This window comes from Ochrobactrum sp. 19YEA23 (genome assembly GCF_029909865.1).
In the GTDB taxonomy this organism is placed as follows: Bacteria; Pseudomonadota; Alphaproteobacteria; order Rhizobiales; family Rhizobiaceae; genus Brucella; species Brucella gambitense.
This window is the reverse complement of record NZ_JASAMQ010000005.1, coordinates 34,282-54,996: the sequence shown is the minus strand read 5'-3', so window position 1 is coordinate 54,996 and position 20,715 is coordinate 34,282. Positions and strand designations below refer to the sequence as shown.

Here is a 20,715-nt window from a genome sequence, read left to right as displayed (position 1 = left end):
CCGGCTCCGATATATCGTCACGACGATCCGGTTCGCTGCAAGGAAAGGTTAGCCCCATGAAGGCAGTTGTCGCAGTAAAACGTGTCGTCGATTACAACGTAAAGATCCGTGTTAAGGGCGACGGATCTGGCGTTGAGCTTTCGAATGTGAAGATGTCGATGAACCCGTTCGACGAGATTGCGGTTGAAGAGGCGATCCGCCTGAAGGAAGCTGGCAAGGTCACGGAGATCGTGGCTGTATCGGTTGGCCCGGCACAGGCGCAGGAAACACTGCGCACGGCCCTTGCCATGGGTGCGGACCGCGCGATCCTGGTCAAGACCGATGAGACGGTCGAGCCTCTTGGCGTCGCCAAGGTCTTGAAGGGCGTGGTTGATACAGAAAAGCCGGACCTCGTCTTCCTCGGCAAGCAAGCCATTGACGACGATGCCAACCAGACCGGCCAGATGCTGTCGGCGCTTCTTAACTGGAGCCAGGCAACCTTTGCCTCGAAGGTGGAACTGGGTGACGGTTCGGCCAAGGTGACGCGCGAAGTGGATGGCGGTCTGCAGACCATCGATGTGAAACTTCCGGCGATTGTCACGGTCGATCTTCGTTTGAACCAGCCGCGCTATGCATCGCTGCCGAATATCATGAAGGCGAAGAAGAAGCCGCTGGACGAGAAGTCGCCTGCCGATTTCGGTGCCGATATCACGGCGCGCCTGAAGGTCCTGAAGACCGAAGAACCGGGTGGCCGCAAGGCTGGCGTCAAGGTTGGTTCGGTCTCTGAACTGGTCGAGAAGCTGAAGGCCGACGGCATCATTTAAAGGGAAACCCGTGAGGCCCGTCTGCAAATGGCGTGTCGCTGCGCTTCCGGTGCTCACGTACCAAAAGTACGCTCCGCTCCGGTTCTCGCGCCCCACCATTTTCGCCAAGTGTGTATATTGGGCCTGACAGGTTTCCGGCACCGGATGAATTAAGGACAGAAACAATGGCTATTCTTCTTATTGCCGAACATGACAATGCAACCCTTTCGGACCAGACGGCAAAGGCGCTGACGGCCGCCGCCCAGATTGGCGGCGATGTCGATATTCTGGTTGCAGGCAAGGGCGCAAAGGCGGCAGCCGATGCAGCCGCCAAGCTGAAAGGCGTGCGCAAGGTTCTGCTGGCTGAAAGCGATGCGCTGGAAAACCGTCTGGCCGAGCCAACGGCAGCACTCATCGTGGCGCTGGCCGCCAATTACGACACGATCATCGCTGCGGCGACGACTTCGGCCAAGAACATCCTGCCGCGCGTTGCAGCACTTCTCGATGTGATGCAGTTGTCTGAAATCATGGAAGTCGTATCGGCGGATACGTTCAAGCGTCCGATCTATGCGGGCAATGCGATCCAGACCGTCCAGTCCACCGACGCCAAGAAGGTGATCACGGTGCGCACCGCCTCTTTCCAGGCGACGGGCGACGGTGGTTCGGCTGCGGTTGAAAGTGCAACCGTGCCTGCCGATCCGGCATTGTCGAGCTTTGTTGGCAATGCGCTGTCGGCTTCGGATCGTCCGGAACTGACCTCGGCCAAGATCATCATCTCGGGCGGTCGTGCACTTGGTTCGGCTGAAAAGTTCCAGGAAGTGATCCTGCCGGTTGCCGACAAGCTCGGTGCGGCGGTTGGCGCCAGCCGTGCAGCAGTCGATGCGGGCTATGCGCCGAACGACTGGCAGGTTGGCCAGACGGGCAAGGTGGTTGCACCGGAGCTTTACATCGCTGTCGGCATCTCCGGCGCGATCCAGCATCTGGCAGGCATGAAAGACAGCCGCGTTATCGTCGCCATCAACAAGGATGAAGAAGCGCCAATCTTCCAGGTTGCCGATTATGGTCTCGTCGGTGATCTCTTCACTGTGCTGCCGGAAATGGAAAAGGTAGTCTGATCTTTCCGACGGAGCGACAAAATAAAAAACCCCGCTTACGCGGGGTTTTTTATTGTTCAGTCTGCAAGCACCAGCAGATCATGTGCCGCGAAATGCACGGTCACCTTGTCGCCGCGTTGCGGCGGCGGGTGGGTCGGATCGTTGAACGTGTCGAAGGACAGGCGGTTCTTGCCCAACGCCACGCGCGTGCGGATGACGGAGCCGAGGAAATGCACATCCTCGATCGTCGCATCCAGCGATGTGTCGTGGCTCTTGCGCGCTTCAAGGCTGATGGCTTCAGGGCGCAGCGCCAGCGTCACCGGTTTGCCCTTTGGATGATGGCCAAGCGTGTCGCGCACGGTGATCATGCGACCGTCGAGGTCGATGCCGTTCTTCTCCGGTTCACTGACCGAAGCTTCCAGCATATTGAGCGTGCCCACGAAGGACGCCACGAAACGCGAGGCCGGACGGTTGTAGATGTCGAAAGGCGAGCCGATCTGGTCGGCGCGGCCTTCATGCATGACCACAATGCGATCGGAAATCGACAGCGCTTCTTCCTGATCATGCGTTACGAAAACCGTCGTGATGCCGAGCTTCTGCTGGATGGTGCGAATTTCCTCACGCAGGCTGATGCGGATCTTGGCATCAAGCGCGGAGAGCGGTTCATCGAGTAGCAGTACCTGCGGCTTGGTGGCAAGCGCGCGGGCAAGCGCCACACGCTGTTGTTGGCCGCCGGACATCTGATAGGGATAGCGGTCCGCCAGATGGTCGAGGCGGATGAGGCCGAGCATTTCCTTCACCGTGGCGTCGATTTCCGCCTTCGGCTTGCCGGCAACGCGCAGGCCGAACGAAACGTTCTGCGCGACCGTCATGTTTGGAAACAGTGCATAGGCCTGAAACACCATGCCGATATTGCGCTGGTTCGGCTTGAGGTCGACCACGTCGGTGCCGTTGATCTCGATGGAGCCGTTATCCGGATCTTCGAAACCGGCGATCATTCGCAGCACGGTAGTCTTGCCGCAACCCGATGGCCCGAGGAAGGAGACGAATTCGCCCTTTTCCACGGCGAGGTTGAAATCGTGGACGACGGTATTGGCGCCGAAGCTCTTTTTCAGGTTCTTGATATTGAGAAAAGCCATGAACGTTACCCGGCGGTTGTCTTGAATTTATTGAGGCGCGAAACGAGCTGCAACATGATGATCGCCAGCCACGTAATGCCAAACGAAATGATCGCCAGCGCAGACGGTTCGTAAGCGCGGTTGGCGCCCACCAGCTGGAGATAGGGTCCGAAGGCCGGGCGGTTCAGAAGCGAAGCCAGCGTGAATTCACCGATGACGATGGCGAAGGTGATGAAGGCGCCGCTCATCACGCCCGAAATAACATTCGGGAAGATGACCTTGAACATGATGGTGGGCCAGCTTGCACCAAGGCTCTGGGCGGCTTCCGTCAGCGTATTCACGTCGATGGTGCGCATGGCTGTGTCGACCGCGCGATACATGTAAGGCAGCGACAATGTCATATAGCCAAACATCAACAGCACGTCGGTTGCACGCGTGGATGCGGTGAACGGCAGCCAGGAAGACGAGTTGTAGATGCGCAGATAGCCGAACACGATGACGATGGCCGGAATGACCAGCGGCATCAGAGTGATGAATTCCATCACCGGGCGCAATTGCGGCAGGCGCAGACGCACCCAATAGGCGGTCGGTACAACCAGCAGGACACCGAAAATGATGGTCAAAATACCCAGCAGGATCGAATAGCCGAAGGTTGCCTGGAAATTCGGATCGGTGAAGACAACGCGATAGGCGTCGAAGGAATACTCGCCGCGCCGCATGCGCAGCGAGAATTCGAACGTGCCAATGAGCGGCACGAGGAAGTAGACCGCGCCAATGAAGAAGGCGATCCACGCTCCGATTTTCTGAGCCGTCGAGCCTTTCATCGCTGCCACCTTTCGGCGCGCATACGCAGCCAGATATAGATCAGATTGGATATTCCGGTGATGACGATCATGCCAAGCGCCAGCGCATAGCCAAGATTCTGGTTATGCAGAACGTCACCACGGATCTGCGCATAGAGCAGGATCGGCACGATGTTGAGCGACGAGCCGGTCAGCGCATAGGCGGTTGCAATAGCGCCGAAGGCATTGGCGAAAAGCAACAGCGTCGTGCCGAGCAGGCTTGGCCACAGGATCGGGAAGGCCACCATGCGCCAGTATTGCGCATTGGTTGCGCCGAGGATCGAGGAAGCCTCGCGCCATTCCTTCTTCAGACCGTCCAGCGCTGGCGTCAGGATCAGCACCATCAGCGGGATCTGGAAGAAGAGATAGGTCAGCGTCAGGCCGAAGAAGCTGAGGAGGTTAAAGCCGGTCGAATAGAGATTGAAGCCGAACCACTCACGCAGCAGGATCGTCACGAAGCCAGTGCGCCCGAGTGTCGCCAGAAAGGCGAAGGCGAGCGGCACGCCCGCAAAGTTGGACGCCACGCCGGAGAAGGTCAGAACGGTCGGGCGCAGCCATGACGGCAGATTGCCCAACACCACGGCCCAGGCCAGAAAGAAGCCGATGATTGCGCCGCCGATGGCCGATGCAAGGCTGACCTTGATCGAAATCCAGTAGGCGCTCATGATCTGCGGCTGGAACAGGTCGTTGATGTTCTGGAGCGTGAAATTGCCCGCCGGGTCCTGAAACGCGCCGATGATGAGATACATCGTCGGCCAGATCAGGAAGAGAATGGCGAAGAGGAAAAACGGCGCCACGCCAAGCCATGTCAACGGTAGTCGGCGTTTGCGAACGCTACCGACCGGACTGGCTGGGGCTGCTGTATCGGCTACTGAACTCATGCGCTCTTTCTTCGGCTGTTCGTTTCGCACGCGCTGCATGCGGAAACAGGCAAGATACACGACAGATCCGTCGAGTAGAGGCCAAAAAACGGGAAAATCGGAATTGGACCAACCGGGAGATGCCCGGCTGGTCCAACACCTTTTTCACAGGTCCATCGTCAGAAACGAACGAAGTCGCTTACTTGACGTTGGCGCCGACGACGCTGTCCCATTCCTTGGTGATCGTTGCCTGTGCGGCGTCAATCTGTTCCAGGGTCGGGAAGATTGCCTTTTCATAGGCAGTAGCGTCCGGCAGCTTGTCGAGCAGATCCTTCGGGATCTTGCCAGCCTTGCTCATCGCGTTGAAGCGGATCGGGTGGCAGTAGCCCTTCAGATAGCCGATCTGGCCTTCATCCGAATAGATGTGTTCCATCCAGAGCTTTGCAGCGTTCGGGTGCGGTGCGTAGGCGCTGATGGCCTGCACGTAGACGCCGGCAATCACGCCCGTCTTCGGGATGATGGTGTCGACTTCCGGGTTGCCCTTCAGCGTGTCGCGGTCGGCGAGCGCGTTGTAATCCCAACGGATGACGATTGGCGTCGAGCCCTGTGCCAGCGATGCGGCCTTGCCGATAACCGGAACGAAGTTGCCCTTTGCATTCAGGTCCTTGAAGAATTCGAGGCCCTTCTTGCCAGCGGCTTCGCCCGGCTCTGCGCCAGCAGCAATACCGGCCGCGTGAACGCCGAGGATCGCCTGTGCCGAAACGCGCGGATCGCCAGCGAGCGAAACGGAATTGGCATAGTCGCTCTTCAGGAGGTCAGCCCAATCCTGTGGAGCGTCCTTGATGATGTCCTTGTTCACTTCGAAGGCCAGAACGCCGTAATAGTCGCCGTACCAGTAGCCTTCGGCATCCTTGGCGCTATCCGGAATTTCGTCCCAGGTCGAAACCTTGTAAGGCTGGATCAGGCCGTCTTTCTTGGCCGAGGTGCCGAAAGCAAAGCCGACGTCGATGACGTCCGGAGCCTGCGGGCCCTTATTGTCCTTGTTGGCCTTGATGGCTTCGATTTCATCGCCCGAACCGGCATCCGGGTTCAGTTCGTTGACCTTGAGGCCATACTTGTCCTTGAAGCTCTGGATGATTTCGCCATAGCCGCACCAGTCGTGCGGGAGTGCGATGGTGGTCAGTTCGCCTTCTGCCTTGGCTGCAGCGATCAGTTCGGCGGACGGCGCGGCAGCGGCGATGGAAACTCCGGCAACGGCGATAGCGGTCGAAAGCGACAGCAGACGCGCTGTATAGCTAAGCATTGTTTGACTCCCCTAATATAGGTCGACGAAAGCCCCCGGCCAATTCCGGAGCCCGCCTACCCGTTACCCGCCCGACATGACGGTTGGATGACAGTTTGCTGCTTGTCACAAATTGCCAACAGCAGAAAGTGAAACACGTTTTCAGTAGCTTAGCAATTCATCCCTGTGGGGAAGGGTCATTTTTATGACAAGAAATGTGACAGAAGTTTCGCGGTTGTCACATTTTGGGCGGAAGCTGTTCCCGCTACGACAAGGATTTGCCTGCTCGCGGCGTGGTTGTGTTTTCCATCCCCTCAAACGAAAAAACCCGAAAGGTTTATGAACCTTTCGGGTTTCGTATGAAAGCTTGGGAGGATGCTTTCAGGGTGTCTTTTTCCGATCCGCCGGACGGGTTAGTGCCCACCGCCGCCGCCACCGCCTGCTTGCTTGGGCTTGCGCAACAGGATCGCGCAGACAGCCAGCGTGCAGAACATCATCGTCAGGATGAAGAACACGTCGATGAAGGACAGGAGCGTTGCCTGTTGCCGAACCATGCCCGACAATTTGGCGATTGCGATAGTCGGGCCGTCGAGACCGGCGGCATTGTATTTCGCCGTCAGGTTGGCGACCATCTGCTCGGCTTCCGCATTGCCCCAGCGCACATGTTCGGCAAGCCGGTCATAATGCATGTCGCCGCGGCGCGTCAGGATGGTGTTGATGACGGCAAGGCCAACAGCGCCGCCGAGGTTACGCGTCAGGTTGAAGAGACCCGATGCGTTCTTCAGCAGGGCAGGCGGCAGCGTGCCCAGCGCCAGATTGTTGATCGGCACCATGCACAGCATCAGCGAACAGCCGCGCAGGATCTGCGGGAGCAGCAATTCGTGGAAATCCCAGTCGGCGGTCAGGCCGGTGACCATCCATGTACCTGCGGCAAAGCCGAGGAAGCCGATCATCATCATCAGGCGCGGGTCCATGCGGTTGGACAGGAAACCTGCAACCGGCGCTGTAAAGAACATGGCAAGACCGCTGACGAACAGCGCTTCGCCGATCTGCAACGCATCATAGCCGCGCACGCTGGCGAGATAGAGCGGATAGAGATAGGTGAGGCCGTAAAGCCCGACGCCCATGACGAAGGAAAACAGCGAGCCGAACGCGAAATTGACGTTCTTGAAGGCGCGCAGATCCACGATGGGTTCTTCGGATGTGAAGGCTCGATAGAAGAACACAATGCCGCCGACCGTCATGACAATGGTCAGGATGAAGATGGCCTGATCCTGAAGCCAGTCGTTGCGCGGGCCTTCTTCCAGCACATATTCCATGGAGCCGAGGAAGGCAGCCATACCGACAAGGCCCCACCAGTCGAACTTGCTCAAAAGCGAGCTGTCGCCTTCGTCGAAGTCGATCAGGTTCCAGGCGGCGATGGTGACCAGAATACCGGGGCCGACATTGACCAGAAACAGCCAGTGCCAGGAAAAGGCGTGGCTGAGATAGCCGCCGACCGTTGGGCCGATGGTCGGTGCAAGCGTGGCCACGAGGCCGATCATCGGCGAGACGATGGAGCGCTTGGAGGGTGGGAAGATGGTGAAGGCCGCCGCGAACACGCTGGGGATCATGCCGCCACCGATGAAGCCCTGAATGGCTCGATAGACGATCATCTGATCGATGTTCGTCGCGGTGGCGCAGAGCATGCTGGCCAGTGTGAAGCCTGCCGCCGAAAGCGTAAACAGCACGCGCGTCGACAAGAGCCGCCCGAGGAAGCCGGACAGCGGGATCATGATGACTTCCGCGATCAGATAGGACGTCTGCACCCACGAGATTTCGTCGGAGCTTGCGCTCAGTCCTGCCTGAATTTCGGAAAGCGATGCCGAGACGATCTGGATGTCGAGAATCGCCATGAACATGCCGAAGACCATGGCCAGAAAGGCGACAGCCTTTTTGGGGTCGATGCGGTCATCCGCCGGGGCCATAGGCCCCATTGTCGTGTCTGCGGCCATGACGGCGCACTCCGGAATGAAGCATTTCCAGCAAAAGTGCAAAGCGGTTTTGCGTAGGATAATGCGGTGCGAAACAAGACTGCATTTCCAGCAAAAGCGCGAAGCGGTTTTGCGTTGGATAATGCGTAAAAATAACGAGAGCGGTTCTGACGATTCCGTAAAACAGGAACCGCTCTGGAAGAGAAGGCGGCGCGGAACTCAAAAGCCGCGCCGCTGCTTATCCATGCGACAATCGTATCGTCGAACTGTTAGTTCGACTTGTCTTCAGGGGCGGTACGCGTATCGATGTCCACGACAACGCTCAGACCTGCACGGATTTTGCCGGAGTCCAGCGCATCCTGCGGAATGGCGATACGGACCGGCACGCGCTGCACCACCTTGGTGAAGTTGCCGGTCGCATTTTCCGGCGGCAGAAGCGAGAACACCGCGCCCGATGCCGGGGCAACCGAAACGACCTTGCCGTCAAACTTGGTACCGTCGATGGCGTCGACATAGATATGCGCTGTCTCGCCGGTCTTGATATGGGCGAGCTGCGTTTCTTTGTAATTGGCGTCGATGTAGAGCTGACCGACTGGCACCAGTGCTGCGATCTTCTGACCAGCGGATACGAGGTCGCCCTTCTTGCCGGAGAGATTGCCGACCACGCCGTCGAACGGTGCGCGTAATGTAGTGAAGGCCAAATCACGGGCCGCTTTGTCACGAGCAAGTTCTAGCGATTTCGTGCCGCTGTCGGTTTCTTTATACTGAGCATTGAGAACGGCGATATTCGCCTTGGCGGAAGCGATCTGCGCATCGGCGCTGGCGACATTGGCGCGTGCCTGGTCGAGCGACGACTGGGCCGTGTCGAGATCGGCCTGAGCGACAAAACGCGTGTCGTGCAGTTTCTGCACGCGCGTCAAGGTGGACTGTGCATTGGTCAGGACGGCGCTTGCCGCCTGCTTCTGGGCTTCGGCCTGCTGCTCGGTAGCCTGGGCTGCGGTCGTCTGCGCGACGATGCGGGCCAGCGTTTCCTTTTGCGTGGAAAGCTTGGCTTCCGTCTCATCGAGAGCGATCTGATAATCGCCGGAATCAAGCTGGAAGATCACATCGCCAGCCTTGACATGCTGGTTGGCGACGACCGGAATATTGTCGATATAGCCCGTAACTTTCGGTGCAATGGACGCGATATCGCCCTGCACATAGGCGTCGTCGGTCGAAACCATGAAACGGCCTACGGTCCAATAATCATAGCCATACCAGAGACCTGCGGCCACAGCGACGATCAAAACACCCGGCAGCACAACGCGCTTGCCGAAGCCTTTTTTCTCGCCACCTTTCACGTTTCCCTTGTGCGGCGTCTCCTGTGGACGCGCATTGGGTACAGCGTGGGGCTGCGTTCTCTCGTTCTGCGGTGCATCGTTTGTCGCCGGAGCTTCGTCCGGCGTGAAGGTTTTGGCCGTCGGAAACTGGCGAATATCGGCCTGATCTACAGACTTCTTGGCAGTCATAGGAGAAACTTTCTGCACATCCAGTGGATTGAACCGCTCGGTTCGATGTTGACATAATCCAATAAGATGCGCATATCAAGTGATATCGAACCGCTCGGTTCGAAAAAAGTATAAGAGTTTGTGATATGAAGCCCGAACGGCATACCGAAGGAAGCCCCGATACGCTCACCACGCCTGATCTGGATCGGCATGATGCGGGTGAAGTTGCGGCCAATTTCGTCAAGACGGGCTCAAAATCCGAAAAGCTGGCAAAGTCAGAAAAGTTCAAAGCCAGTACGCTTGCATGCGCGCCTGAAATGGAATGCGGACGCACGAGGCTTGGCGCCGGTCAGGACCCCGCAAAGCGCAGCCAGATACTGGAAGGCGCGCAAAGCGTATTCCTGCGCATGGGCTTCGACGCTGCCAGCATGAACGATATTACCCGTGAAGCGGGCGTGTCGAAGGGCACGATCTACGTCTATTTCAACAGCAAGGAAGACCTGTTCGTCGCTTTGTGCGAACACTACCGCCACACCATGTTCAGCACTCTGATCGGCAAGCTGGACAATGGTTTCTCCAATCGTGAGGAACTAACGGAGTTCGGCATTGCGCTGGTGACGTTGATTACGTCTTCGACCGCTATTCGCGCGCAGCGCATCGTTCTGGGCGTCAGCGAGCGCAAGCCGGAGCTTTCCGCCCGTTTCTATGACAGGGGTCCGAAGCGCAGTCTGGTCGCCATGGCCGTCTATTTGGAGAAGATGATCGAGGATGGCGTTCTGGAGCCGTTCGACGTTGATCGGGTCGCCTACCAGCTCTCCGATTTGTTTCTGGCCGGGCTTTATCGCCCGCGTCTCTTCGGTGTGATTGCCGACGAGCCATCAGACGAAGCCATCCGCAAAAATGTGGAAACGGCGGTGGATTTCTTCTTCAGGGCTTACGGCAAGACTAGTTAAGGGCTTATTTGTTCCAATTGGGAACAAGCTTTTTGAAACTGTGCCTTATTTTCACTCTGTTCTTGTGTGTAACAACTTGCGGCACAATAATTGCGAGTTGCCATGAGGCGTATTTTTTTTGTCACTTATAAACAATTAAGCAGTTTGTCGGGCGCGATTCGAAACATAGTCGCCAGCAGGACATAAGGCGACGGACCGAAAGCTTAAGCGGCTTGATTCTTAAGGATATTTCGCATGACTCTTGACCTGATTCATTTTCCAAATTTCAAGAAGACCTTTTTTGGAGCAGCATTTCAGAGCGATACGCTCACACTTTTGACCCGCATCCGCGATGAAGTCGGCTGCCGGCACATCATGCACGCCTATCGTGGCCGCATGAATGAGTGCGCCAAGCTCAATTCCAACGATCTGACGCTGGTGATGACCGTTCCGACCGCCTGGTCGGCGCGCTATTCGACGAAGAACTATTTCGCCATCGATCCGATCTTTCAGGAAGATGCGCCCTATTTCTCCAACGACGGCAGCGGCATCGTGCATGATCTGCAGGAAGACGCCAATATCTGCCCATCGGTTGCGGAACTGCTGCAGGACGCTGAAAAGCATGGGCTCGGCAATATTTTCATTGCCGTTTCCGCGCGCAATCCCAAAGGCGCTTCCGGCTGCACGCTGTTCTCGTTCGAGATCGACAAGGATGAGGATCGTGAGCAATTTGTGACCAAGCTGCGTCCGCGCCTGCTCAGCGTGTCTGGCGTGATCCACAATGCGTTGTGCGGCCATAAGGACGCCAGCTCGGTGGCAAGCCTGCTCACACCGCGCGAGGTGGATTGCCTGCGTTGGGCGGCCAATGGCAAAACCGACGGCGAGATCGCTGATATTCTCAGCATCGCCCGCTGGACGGTGGTGACCTATCTGCAAAACGCGAAAATCAAGCTGAACTGCTCCAACCGTACTTCGGCTGTGGCGACCGCTCTGTCGCTTGGCATTATTGAAATGCCGGGCACTGAGCATCTTATGTAATTCAGCAATTGCCGGCTCGGTGACGGGCCGGTCATGATGTGTCCGGATAGACCGGAAGCGCTGATTATTTTGATTTATTTTGTTTTATTGATTGCATTTCCGAACGCGGGGCGGTCAGCCCCGCTGGAAATAAACTAGCCGCTTAAACTGCTTGATGGCACCGGATGCGTTTGCTCGCGTCCGGTGTCATTTTTCAAGCCCGCATTGTCCCGCGCAAAACCGCTTCGCACTTTTGCTGGAAATGCTTTAAGCCCGCTTCTTCAGGGGCAGTCTGGCCTCGCGGAAAGCGTTTCGCAGGCGCGCCGTGTTGTTTGCGGGGTCCTGATCTGCGTCTTCAAAGGTGATGTGGTTCAATTCCACGCCAGCCGTCTTGTCCGTGAGGATCAGGCGGAAATAGGCATAGACGCCCTGATTGCGGAATTCCATATCCAGCACCACCGACGGTGGCGATTGCCAGTCACAGCGATAGTCACCCCCATGGCCCAGTTCCAGCGTACCGGGGAAGAAATAAAGCTCTGTCGCAGAGCTGACGACATCGGCAATATTGGCAAAAAGCTCGCAGCGGATGAAGGCAATGTAATCAGCTGGATCGACGAGACGCAGCTCCGTCACCACTTCATGCAGGTTCTCGGCGATGATCGCTTCACGTTCGTTGGAAAATTGCAGACTCTTCATCGTGTCACCATCGATCGTTGAGAACAGGCCAATAATATTTGGGAATAGGGCAAAGTCATAGCTATACCATTAGTGTACTGTATGCCGCGTATTGATGATGCGGATGAGTTCGGCAACGGCCTTATAGAATTCCGGTGCGATCATCTGGTCGACATTCACCTGTTTATAAAGTGCGCGCGCCAGAGGCACGTCCTCGAAGACTGGTATCGAGTGCTGGGCGGCCACTTCTCTTATCTTGAGCGCGATCAGATCCTGCCCCTTTGCAACGACCACCGGTGCGGCGTCTTCGTTCGGCTTGTAGCGCAGTGCTACGGAGAAATGCGTCGGATTTGCGACAATCAGCGTGGCGGTCGGTACGGCGCTGATCATACGGCGGCGGGCGCGATCACGTCCCAGTGAGCGCAGGCGCGATTTGACCAGCGGATCGCCTTCCGACTGTTTCAGCTCGTCCTTGACTTCCTGCCGCGTCATGCGCAGTTCCTGCCGCCAGTGAATGCGCGACCAGGCAAGGTCGAAGGCCGCGATGGCTGTAATTGCCAGCACATTGGCGACCAGAAGGCGCACCATGTTTTCGCGCAGGAATTCCGGCAGGGCGCTCGGTTCGGTCGCAATCGCGTCCGTGAACAGGCTGTTGCCCTGAAAGAAGACGATGAAAACGATGAGGCTGGCGGCGAGAAACTTCGCCACCGATTTCAGAAATTCCACCTGACCGCTGCGGCCGAAAATGCGCTGCCACCCCTTGAGTGGCGAAATGCGCGAAGCCTGCGGGCGAATACGCTCGCCGACGATGCGCGGCGCGTTCTGGAAGGCGGAGGACGCGATGCCTGCCAGCGGAATGATGATGAAGATGGGCACGAGTGCTGCGCCGACCGCCAGCGCCAGCACGCTGAACAGGCGGCTTGCATCTTCCGCGCTGTTGAGAACCCAGTCCTCGGGACGGTCGATCAGTTCGCGCAGGAACATGGCAAGCTTTGTCGTGGCGGGAGCGGCGACAAAGACGGCGATGACCAGAAACGAGGCGACGCCAGCGAGGATCGGCGTTTCGCGGGAGAAGGGCATGTTGCCCTTGTCCAAAGCGTCGCGGATCTTCTGCTCGGTCGCTTCTTCTGTTTTGCTTTCCTTATCGGTATCGTCCGCCATGCGTCACACCGGCCTCAGGCAGAAGCGTCGTTCGCGTCGAGGGTGATGATGCCGCGCTCGGAAAGGTCGATAGCAATGCGCGAAATCGTACGGCGTGCGTCGGCGATATTCTGAGCGGTGATATTGCCCTGCTCGGCGCCAAGTTCCGTTTCCACCATGCGGCGACCGCGGGTGGAGAGCGAGGACAGGACGAGTTCCTGAAGCTTGGCATCTGCGCCACGCAGCGCGGTTGCGATCTGTTCGGTCTGCACTTCATCGAAGAGCAGCAGGCGCGCGCGCTGCGACAGGCGCTCGATATCCTCGAAGGTGAAGAGCTTGGCCTTGATGCGATTGAGATCGTCGCGGTTGAGGTCCTCAAGGCTTGCCATCAGTTCTTCCATCTCGCTCTTGTCGAGCTGGTTGAAGATATTGGCAATCTGGCCGTGATGGGCTTTGACCGGGCCGGAATCGCTGCGGCCCAGAAGATCGCGGCGCAGCACATCTTCCAGCAGCTCGGCTGCGGCGGGCGCGACATTGCCGATATGCAGCGAACGCTGGACCACGGCATTGCGCAGTTGCGGCGGCAAGGCGACAAACAGGCGCGCGGCAAGGTCCGACGGCAATTTGGAGACGATAAAGGCGATGATCTGCGGATGTTGGTCGGCCAGATAGGCTTGCAGGCTGTCGACCGGCAGGCGACCGAGCTGCACCCAGACCGATTCCTGCACCAGCTGCGGCTGCACGCGCTCTTCGAACACGGCATCCACTTCTTCCTGCGGCAGCGTATCGCGCAACAGGCCCTCAAAGCGTTGCCCGGCTTCCGAAACCGGCGCGCCCTCGGCGAATGAATCCTCGAATTCCTTCACGAGCTGTTCGAAATCCAGCGGCGAGATCGGGTCCAGCGTGCGGGCATGACCGGCAAGCTTGCGCAGATCCTCGGCGCTGAAATGCTTGAGAAGGCGCGACGCAGCCGGGCGGCCGATAGCCACAAGAATGGCTGCCGCCTTTTGCGCGCCGCTCAGCGTATCGATGATGCCGCTGGCGCTTTCTTCAGCGAGGTTTTGCTGCTCTTTGTCGGTCATGGAGATGTCCGGGCCGTTCCGTTACTTGCCGATGATTTCGGTGAGGCTGACGCCGAAACGCGAAGAATCGTCTTCGAGCACGATGACTTCACCGCGTGCGATCACGCGACCGTTCACGACGATATCGACCGGATCACCGATCTGCTTGTCGAGGGTGATCACCGCGCCGCGACCGAGCTTCATCAGATTGGCCACCGGCATGGTCGTACCGCCGAGAACCACCTGCACATCAACGGGAATGCCCATGATGAGTTCGAGATTGGGCTTGGAAGCACCTTTCTGTGCACTGCGCGGCTTCTCTTCGCGCAGTTCCTCGATGGCTTCGTCCAGTTCCTGCTGCATGTTCTTGTCCTTGTTGTCAGCGCTCATGCCTGCCCCGCAATTTCAACGGTTGCCTTGCGGACCGCGCGATGCACGAACACCGGCAGCGCATTCTTTTCTTTTTGCTCGACGACTGGTTCGCGGGTGCGAACGGCACTGTCGGCGACAGTGCGCGCTTCGCGCATGTCGCGGGTCAGCGCCTTGCGCAAGCGGTTCAGCTCTTCGATGGCTTCTTCCATCTCGCGGCGCACGCGCTGCGTTTCGCCAAGGCGTGCTTCCAGCTTCACATTCTCATCGACAAGATCGGTGCGCTCGCTCTGGATCGCCTTCACGGCGCGTTCCAGACCATTGGAGGCAGCCGCGACGCGCAGCGCCAGCACCTTGCCGAGCTTGATCGTTTCGTTGGCCTTGCGACCGACAACGATCAGCGCGCCCAGCGAAGCAAGAGCCATCAGCGTGGAAAGAATATTAGCCAGCAACAAGCTCATCGATGAAATCCTCTTCCTGATTGACCGGGTCGCCGACCTTGACTGTGAAATGAATGCCCGACTTGCCGAGTGAGCATTTGAAAAGCTGCTGGTTGCCAGCGCGCAGACGCACCTGCTCCATGGCGTCGGCAGGCAGCTTCAATACCTGTCCGATTTCCAGTTTGGACAGCGCGTCCAGCGTCATCGAACCTTGCTGAATGAAGGCTTCAAGCTCGATGCGGGCGCGGCTGACTTCATTGCGCAGTTTCTTGGCCCAGGTCGGATCGGCCTGATTCATGGGGCGGCGCAGAAAAGCGGCGACGGCATCCTGCATCGGCTTGTGGGTGCTGCGTGGCAGCAGAAGATGCACCTGGCCGGTCTTGCCCGCAGCCGTCACATCGATCCGGCAGGCGAAAAGACGCGAGCGTTCGAAATTGGTGCGGTCGAATTCGGCGATGTCGACGCATTCACCGGCGGCGAACATCGACTGCGCGCTACCCACCCAGCCCGACAGGGCGCCCGTATTGAACACCTGATCCAGCGCACCGGCGAGATGACCGGCGAGAAGGGCGGAAATCTTGTGTTCGACCATGCCGAACGGGCGTTCGACATCAACATTGCCGAGATTACCCTGCGCGCCATACATGGCTTCGATGATCGAGAAGACCAGCGGCGCGTCGACGGTCAGATAAAGCGTCGAGCCCCAGCGCTCCACCTTGAGCGGCGCAATGATGGCTGCGCTGTCGAGAATGGCGGAGAAAGCCGCGTCGTCCGCGCTTTCCACCGCACCGGTTTCAACCTCGAAAGCGGCCGCGCAACCATGCTTCAACCGCTCGCAGAAATGCGTGGAGGCATCCTTGAACACATGGGCAAGCGACTTCAGATCGTCGCCGGACAATCCGGCTGCGCGCAGCAGATTGTCGGCCAGCACGTCATTCTTGCGGTGTTGTTCCGACGTGGTCGCTTCAAGGGTCGATTCGGGGGCCGTTTCGGACGTTGTCATCTTATGCGGCCTGCTGTGTCGGCGCGCTCGCCATGGTTTCCTGCTCGACCACATCGATGGTCGGGCGGTCGTAAGCGGAGATGGTCTTGCGTCCGTATTCCACGGCGATCTGCGGCAGCGAGCCGTTCATATAGGCAAGCAGCGTCTGCTTGACGACGACATAAAGACGGTTCTTCTTCTCGCGGGTCGATTTGATCTTCGTCGCGATGGGGCCGACAACACCGTAGGAAAAGAAGATACCGGCGAAGGTGCCGACAAGGGCCGCACCGATCAGGTGACCGAGCACTTCCGGCGACTGGTCCAGCGCCCCCATGGCCTTGATAACGCCGAGAACAGCGGCAACGATGCCAAGCGCTGGCAGGGCTTCCGAGATCGTGACCATGGCCTGATAGGGCTTTAGCTTGTCGCGGGCGATGGTGTGGATTTCCTCGTCCATCAGCGCTTCGATTTCGTGCGAACGCACATTGCCGACAATGATGAGGCGGCAATAATCGCAGATGAAGTGGGTGAGATCTTCGTTTTTCAGAACACTCGGATAGGCCTGAAAGATCGGCGATTCCTTGGGATTGTCGATATGGACTTCGACTTCATTGCGCGACTTGGCGCGCAGTTCGCGCATCAGGCTGTAGAGCAGGCCCAGAAGGTCGAGATAGTCGCGCTGCTTGGGCACGGCGTTGCTGAACGCTTCCATGCAGGCGCGGCCGGTATCCTTCACCAGCGAAAACGGATTGGCAACGAAGAACGTGCCGAGCGCCGCGCCCAGAATGATGACGAATTCCCATGGCTGGATCAGCACGCTGACATGTCCGCCCATGGCGATAAAACCGCCCAGCATACAGCCCAGTGTGATGGCGAGACCAATGATAATGCCCAAAGCCCGAGACTCCCGCAGAATAGTTCGTTGAATCAAACATAGGCAGCGCGGCTTGCGCGAAACTTGCCGATGATCGCCCGACGGCCACCGAGCTTCATCAGCTTCGGACAAGCTTGGTCTCGCATAAAGGATGGAACTATCAGCAGGGGGTCATGCATATGGTCGATACGATGACGAGCTATCGCCTGATCGCGTCGGATATGACGCGGTCTTTGCAGCGCGTTTCGAAAGAACCGGTAGTGTCGCGGGAAACGGCCTATTTCCAGGAAAACATCGGCAATGTGAAATCAATCGACGATTTCATGTCCGACACCCGCCTCTATAATTATGCGATGAAGGCGTTCGGTCTGGAAGACATGGCCTATGCCAAGGCCTTCGTGCGCAAGATACTGACAGAAGGCGTCACCAGCGATGACGCCATGGCCAACAAGCTGACCGACAAGCGGTACAAGGAATTCGCGACGGTTTTCGACTTTGCGGGCAAGGGCGCCGAGGCGACCCAAAGCACCGATGTACAGCAAGGTGTTGTGGACAAATATCTGCGCCAGACCCTTGAGACCGAAGCGGGCGGGCAGAACGAAGGCGTGCGTCTGGCGCTCTATTTCGAGCGCAAGGCTTCGAACATCACCAATGCCTATGAAATCCTCGGCGACAAGGCTTTGCTGACCACCGTGCAGACGATTTTCAACTGGCCTGCGACCATGTCGAATGCTGATGTCGACAAGCAGGCGAAGATGCTTGAGGCCAAGATCGACTTTTCCAAAATGTCTGATCCTGATTACGTGTCGAAACTCATTTCGCGCTTCACGGCCATGTATGAAATGAACAATCCGACCGCGAGCAGCCCGGCGTCCATCGCCTCGTTGCTGCTCGGCAGCGCGTCGTCGGTCGGCATATCGACCGATATTCTCACCACCTTGCAGAGCTTCAAGCCGGGCGGTCGCTGATCCATGCAGAATAATTCGATCTATGTCGGGCTTTCCTCGCTCATTACCCTTGAACGGCGAATGGATTCGATTGCCCAGAATGTCGCCAACGTTTCCACCGTCGGTTTCCGGGGTGAGGGCACCAAGTTCGATTCGATTGTCTCGAAAAAGGCAAGCGACGATGTGAGCTTTGCCAGCGCGGGCAAGAGCTATATCCGCACGGAACCCGGCCCGTTGGTCAAGACGGACAACCCGCTCGACATTGCCGTCAAGGGTGATGCGTGGCTGTCGCTCAACACACCGCAGGGCCAGATTTATACCCGCGACGGGCGCATGAAGATGCTGGCGACCGGCGAGCTGGTTTCTATGATGGGCTATTCGGTGCTTGATGTCGGCGGTGCGCCGATGATGCTCAATCCGGATGGCGGCGCGCCCAAGATTTCCGCCGATGGAGCGGTCTATCAGAATGGCGCGCAGATCGGTTCTCTTGGTCTTTATTCCATTCCTGCCGATGCAGAGCTGAAATATGCGGGCAATTCCGGCGTGATTCCCAACAAGGCTGCAACGCCGGTTTTCGACGATAACAGCGTTGGCGTCGTGCAGGGCATGATCGAAGGCTCGAATGTCGACGCCATGACGGAGATGACGCGTCTCATCAGCGTCAGCCGCGCCTTTGAGCAGGTCAATAATCTTTTGACCCAGCAGGAAGCGACCGTGTCTGACGCCATCAAGACGCTGGGCTCCAAAAACGGATGACGCCAGATCTACCGCTCGCGCGGCTTGCCGCCTTTACCCGTCAACAGGCCGTGGAACCGAAGCCCTTATCCGGCATCGGCGGCACGGTCAGCGATGTGTCACGCTCGGCTATCGCCGTGCGCGGGCTGTCACGCGATGCGCGACTTGGCGATGCGGTAGCAATTCGGGCTGCGGGCGGCACCAGTCTTGCGGAAATCATCCGCGTTGCGGATACGCAGGTTCTCGTAAAACCCTTCGATGACCGGATCATTCCCTCATTGGGGGCTGCGGTTTTCGAGGAAGGTCAGCTCAGCATCCGTCCGGCGCTCGAATGGCGCGGGCGGGTGATCAATGCGCTGGGGCAGCCGATTGACGGCAGGGGCGCGCTTCTGCCCGGTCCGCGTCCGATGGCGTCGGAAAATCTGGCGCCGGCCGCGCTGCGCCGGGGCCGTGTGGATCGCGGGCTTCGCACCGGCGTCGACGTGATCGACATTTTCACGCCGCTTTGCTTCGGCCAGCGTATCGGCATTTTTGCCGGTTCCGGCGTCGGAAAATCCACGCTGTTGGCCATGATGACGCGTGCTGCCGATTTCGACACGGTGGTGCTGGCGCTGACCGGCGAGCGCGGACGCGAAGTGCGCGAGATGCTGGAAGAAACCATGGCTGGCCATCTCGACAAGACCGTCACCGTCGTGGCAACCGGCGATGAAAGCCCGATGATGCGCCGCCTCGCACCCAATACGGCGACGGCCATCGCGGAATATTTCCGCGATCTCGGCCAGAATGTCCTGCTGATTGTCGATTCCGTCACACGCTTTGCCCATGCGGCGCGCGAGGTGGCGATTGCAGCGGAAGAGCCGCCAGTTTCGCGCGGTTATCCGCCGAGCGTGTTCAGCCAGCTGCCGCGACTTCTGGAGCGTGCAGGGCCGGGCAGCGCCGATTCAGGCGGCAGTATTACCGGCATCTATTCGGTGCTCGTCGATGGCGACGACCATAATGATCCGGTATCCGATACGATACGTGGCACGCTGGACGGCCATATTGTGCTCGACCGTACGATTGCAGCGCTGGGACGCTTTCCGGCGGTTGATGTGCCGGGCTCGGTTTCGCGTCTCGCCAAGCACAACTGGACGGCCGAACAGCGCAAGCTTGTCAGCCAGCTTCGCAGCATGGTGGCCCGCTTCGAGGAAACGCGCGATCTGCGCGCCATTGGTGCGTATCAAAAGGGACATGACGGGATTCTCGATCAGGCGGTGGATCTCGTTCCGCGCATCTATGATGCCTTGCAGCAATCCCCCGAGACACCGCGTTCAGACGATCCCTATCAGAAACTCGCCGCCGCGTTGCGCGGGGAAAAACAGGCATCCAATCCATGATGACGGGCAACAAGAACCGACGCAAAAACGCCGAAGAAAAGATTCTGGCCGATCTGGAAGCGGAAGTGGAAACCGTCGCCGCGCAAGAGGGAGGCAAGAGACCGCATAGCAAGGTCGACCGTTATCTCAAGATTGCGGCGGTTACGCTGGCTGCCGGTTGCGCCATGCTGCCTTTCATCACCTATCTCCAGCGCATCGAGCTTGCGCCTGCCGAAAAGGCGGAGCGCAAGATCATCGATCCACTGGACCGTTCGGAACAGAAGACGGTGCGCCGCTTTCCGTCCTTTCGCCCCTCGGATCGCGTTGCCCCCAGTGCGGATATCGACAACACCATGACCGGTTCGGTCATGTCCAACGGCAAGGGTCTGCCGGGGACAGGGGCTGGCAATGACGGCGAAGGCGGCGGCGACGGACAGGCTTTCCCGAAGCCGGTTTTCGCGCTGCGCGAAGTCGTCGGCGGCATGGCGATGATCGAGGATACGTCTGGCTACTGGTTCGTGGAAAAGGGATCGCTGCTGCCGGATGGCAGCCGCCTTGTTTCCATCGGTCAGGGCTCGGGAACCTGGCAATTGACCACGACGTCTGGCGACGTGATTGAGATGCGGAGGTAGGGAGTAGGGCAGTAAGGGAATAGGGGAGTATGTTTGTCTTGCGCTATCAGTGCTCTTCCTCACACACCGACATAGCGTTCCTAAAAAACATATTCCCTTACTGCCCTATTCCCCGACT

At 58.3% G+C, this 20,715-nt stretch carries 21 protein-coding genes; 8 read left to right on the top strand and 13 right to left on the bottom strand.

Annotated elements, in window-relative coordinates:
* Window positions 1-56 precede the first annotated feature (56 nt).
* Together QBD01_RS14190 and QBD01_RS14185 are read left to right on the top strand one after the other, a co-directional pair.
* Entirely contained in the window at window positions 57-803 is a 747-nt protein-coding gene (locus tag QBD01_RS14190) for an electron transfer flavoprotein subunit beta/FixA family protein (RefSeq protein WP_280993333.1), read from the top strand.
* A 164-nt stretch (window positions 804-967) separates the two neighbouring features.
* Window positions 968-1,897 carry an electron transfer flavoprotein subunit alpha/FixB family protein gene (locus QBD01_RS14185; RefSeq protein ID WP_280993332.1) on the top strand — a complete coding sequence of 310 codons (930 nt, stop codon included), beginning with the start codon at window positions 968-970 and terminating at the stop codon, window positions 1,895-1,897.
* 56 nt (window positions 1,898-1,953) lie between these two features.
* Here the strand turns inward: QBD01_RS14185 and QBD01_RS14180 are convergent, their stop codons facing one another.
* The 6 genes from QBD01_RS14180 to QBD01_RS14155 form a co-directional block, all read right to left on the bottom strand.
* Complete coding sequence (locus QBD01_RS14180) at window positions 1,954-3,015, bottom strand: ABC transporter ATP-binding protein (protein WP_182523089.1); 1,062 nt, start codon at window positions 3,013-3,015, stop codon at window positions 1,954-1,956.
* A 5-nt stretch (window positions 3,016-3,020) separates the two neighbouring features.
* Window positions 3,021-3,818 (bottom strand): ABC transporter permease, encoded by a 798-nt coding sequence (locus QBD01_RS14175; protein ID WP_078340844.1) that lies wholly within the window; start codon window positions 3,816-3,818, stop codon window positions 3,021-3,023.
* Window positions 3,815-4,717: an ABC transporter permease subunit gene (locus tag QBD01_RS14170; RefSeq protein WP_138787279.1), complete on the bottom strand. Its 903-nt coding sequence runs from the start codon at window positions 4,715-4,717 to the stop codon at window positions 3,815-3,817. Before QBD01_RS14170 ends, QBD01_RS14175 begins: the two co-directional genes overlap by 4 nt.
* A gap of 178 nt (window positions 4,718-4,895) precedes the next feature.
* A complete protein-coding gene (locus QBD01_RS14165; protein ID WP_182523088.1) occupies window positions 4,896-5,999 on the bottom strand; it encodes an ABC transporter substrate-binding protein in 1,104 nt (367 codons plus the stop codon).
* Between the two features lie 392 nt (window positions 6,000-6,391).
* Entirely contained in the window at window positions 6,392-7,972 is a 1,581-nt protein-coding gene (locus QBD01_RS14160; RefSeq protein ID WP_280993331.1) for a DHA2 family efflux MFS transporter permease subunit, read from the bottom strand.
* Window positions 7,973-8,220: 248 nt separating this feature from the next.
* Window positions 8,221-9,459, bottom strand: a complete 1,239-nt coding sequence (locus tag QBD01_RS14155) for an HlyD family secretion protein (protein WP_280993330.1) — start codon at window positions 9,457-9,459, stop codon at window positions 8,221-8,223.
* 296 nt (window positions 9,460-9,755) lie between these two features.
* Between QBD01_RS14155 and QBD01_RS14150 the strand changes: the two genes are divergently transcribed.
* Together QBD01_RS14150 and QBD01_RS14145 are read left to right on the top strand one after the other, a co-directional pair.
* Window positions 9,756-10,391: a TetR/AcrR family transcriptional regulator gene (locus QBD01_RS14150; RefSeq protein WP_392391419.1), complete on the top strand. Its 636-nt coding sequence runs from the start codon at window positions 9,756-9,758 to the stop codon at window positions 10,389-10,391.
* A 234-nt stretch (window positions 10,392-10,625) separates the two neighbouring features.
* Window positions 10,626-11,408, top strand: coding sequence for a LuxR family transcriptional regulator (locus tag QBD01_RS14145; RefSeq protein ID WP_182523084.1), 783 nt, complete (start codon window positions 10,626-10,628; stop codon window positions 11,406-11,408).
* 246 nt (window positions 11,409-11,654) lie between these two features.
* Here QBD01_RS14145 and QBD01_RS14140 read toward each other — a convergent pair whose 3' ends face one another.
* The 7 genes from QBD01_RS14140 to motA form a co-directional block, all read right to left on the bottom strand.
* Window positions 11,655-12,083, bottom strand: a complete 429-nt coding sequence (locus tag QBD01_RS14140; RefSeq protein WP_182523083.1) for a hypothetical protein — start codon at window positions 12,081-12,083, stop codon at window positions 11,655-11,657.
* 69 nt (window positions 12,084-12,152) lie between these two features.
* The gene (locus tag QBD01_RS14135) at window positions 12,153-13,223 is read right to left on the bottom strand and encodes a flagellar biosynthesis protein FlhB (RefSeq protein ID WP_280993328.1); all 1,071 of its coding nucleotides are present in this window, start codon (window positions 13,221-13,223) and stop codon (window positions 12,153-12,155) included.
* Between the two features lie 14 nt (window positions 13,224-13,237).
* A complete protein-coding gene (locus QBD01_RS14130) occupies window positions 13,238-14,284 on the bottom strand; it encodes a flagellar motor switch protein FliG (RefSeq protein WP_280993327.1) in 1,047 nt (348 codons plus the stop codon).
* A gap of 21 nt (window positions 14,285-14,305) precedes the next feature.
* Window positions 14,306-14,653, bottom strand: coding sequence for a flagellar motor switch protein FliN (gene fliN / locus QBD01_RS14125; RefSeq protein WP_109367901.1), 348 nt, complete (start codon window positions 14,651-14,653; stop codon window positions 14,306-14,308).
* Window positions 14,650-15,093 (bottom strand): BAB2_0123 family type IV secretion system effector, encoded by a 444-nt coding sequence (locus tag QBD01_RS14120; protein WP_280993326.1) that lies wholly within the window; start codon window positions 15,091-15,093, stop codon window positions 14,650-14,652. The genes fliN and QBD01_RS14120 overlap by 4 nt, the downstream gene beginning before the upstream one ends.
* Window positions 15,074-16,075, bottom strand: coding sequence for a FliM/FliN family flagellar motor switch protein (locus QBD01_RS14115; RefSeq protein WP_182523079.1), 1,002 nt, complete (start codon window positions 16,073-16,075; stop codon window positions 15,074-15,076). The genes QBD01_RS14120 and QBD01_RS14115 overlap by 20 nt, the downstream gene beginning before the upstream one ends.
* Before the next feature lies 1 nt (window position 16,076).
* Entirely contained in the window at window positions 16,077-16,949 is an 873-nt protein-coding gene (gene motA, locus QBD01_RS14110; RefSeq protein ID WP_109367899.1) for a flagellar motor stator protein MotA, read from the bottom strand.
* Between the two features lie 158 nt (window positions 16,950-17,107).
* On the opposite strand from motA, the gene QBD01_RS14105 reads away from it, so the two are divergent.
* The 4 genes from QBD01_RS14105 to QBD01_RS14090 are packed head-to-tail and all read left to right on the top strand — an operon-like array spanning window position 17,108 to window position 20,597.
* On the top strand, window positions 17,108-17,896 hold the full coding sequence (locus tag QBD01_RS14105; protein WP_280993567.1) for a DUF1217 domain-containing protein: 789 nt from the start codon (window positions 17,108-17,110) through the stop codon (window positions 17,894-17,896).
* Window positions 17,897-17,899: 3 nt separating this feature from the next.
* On the top strand, window positions 17,900-18,631 hold the full coding sequence (flgF, locus tag QBD01_RS14100) for a flagellar basal-body rod protein FlgF (protein ID WP_182523077.1): 732 nt from the start codon (window positions 17,900-17,902) through the stop codon (window positions 18,629-18,631).
* Window positions 18,628-19,986, top strand: coding sequence for a flagellar protein export ATPase FliI (gene fliI, locus QBD01_RS14095; RefSeq protein WP_280993325.1), 1,359 nt, complete (start codon window positions 18,628-18,630; stop codon window positions 19,984-19,986). Before flgF ends, fliI begins: the two co-directional genes overlap by 4 nt.
* Window positions 19,983-20,597 (top strand): hypothetical protein, encoded by a 615-nt coding sequence (locus tag QBD01_RS14090; protein WP_280993324.1) that lies wholly within the window; start codon window positions 19,983-19,985, stop codon window positions 20,595-20,597. Before fliI ends, QBD01_RS14090 begins: the two co-directional genes overlap by 4 nt.
* Window positions 20,598-20,715: the final 118 nt, after the last annotated feature.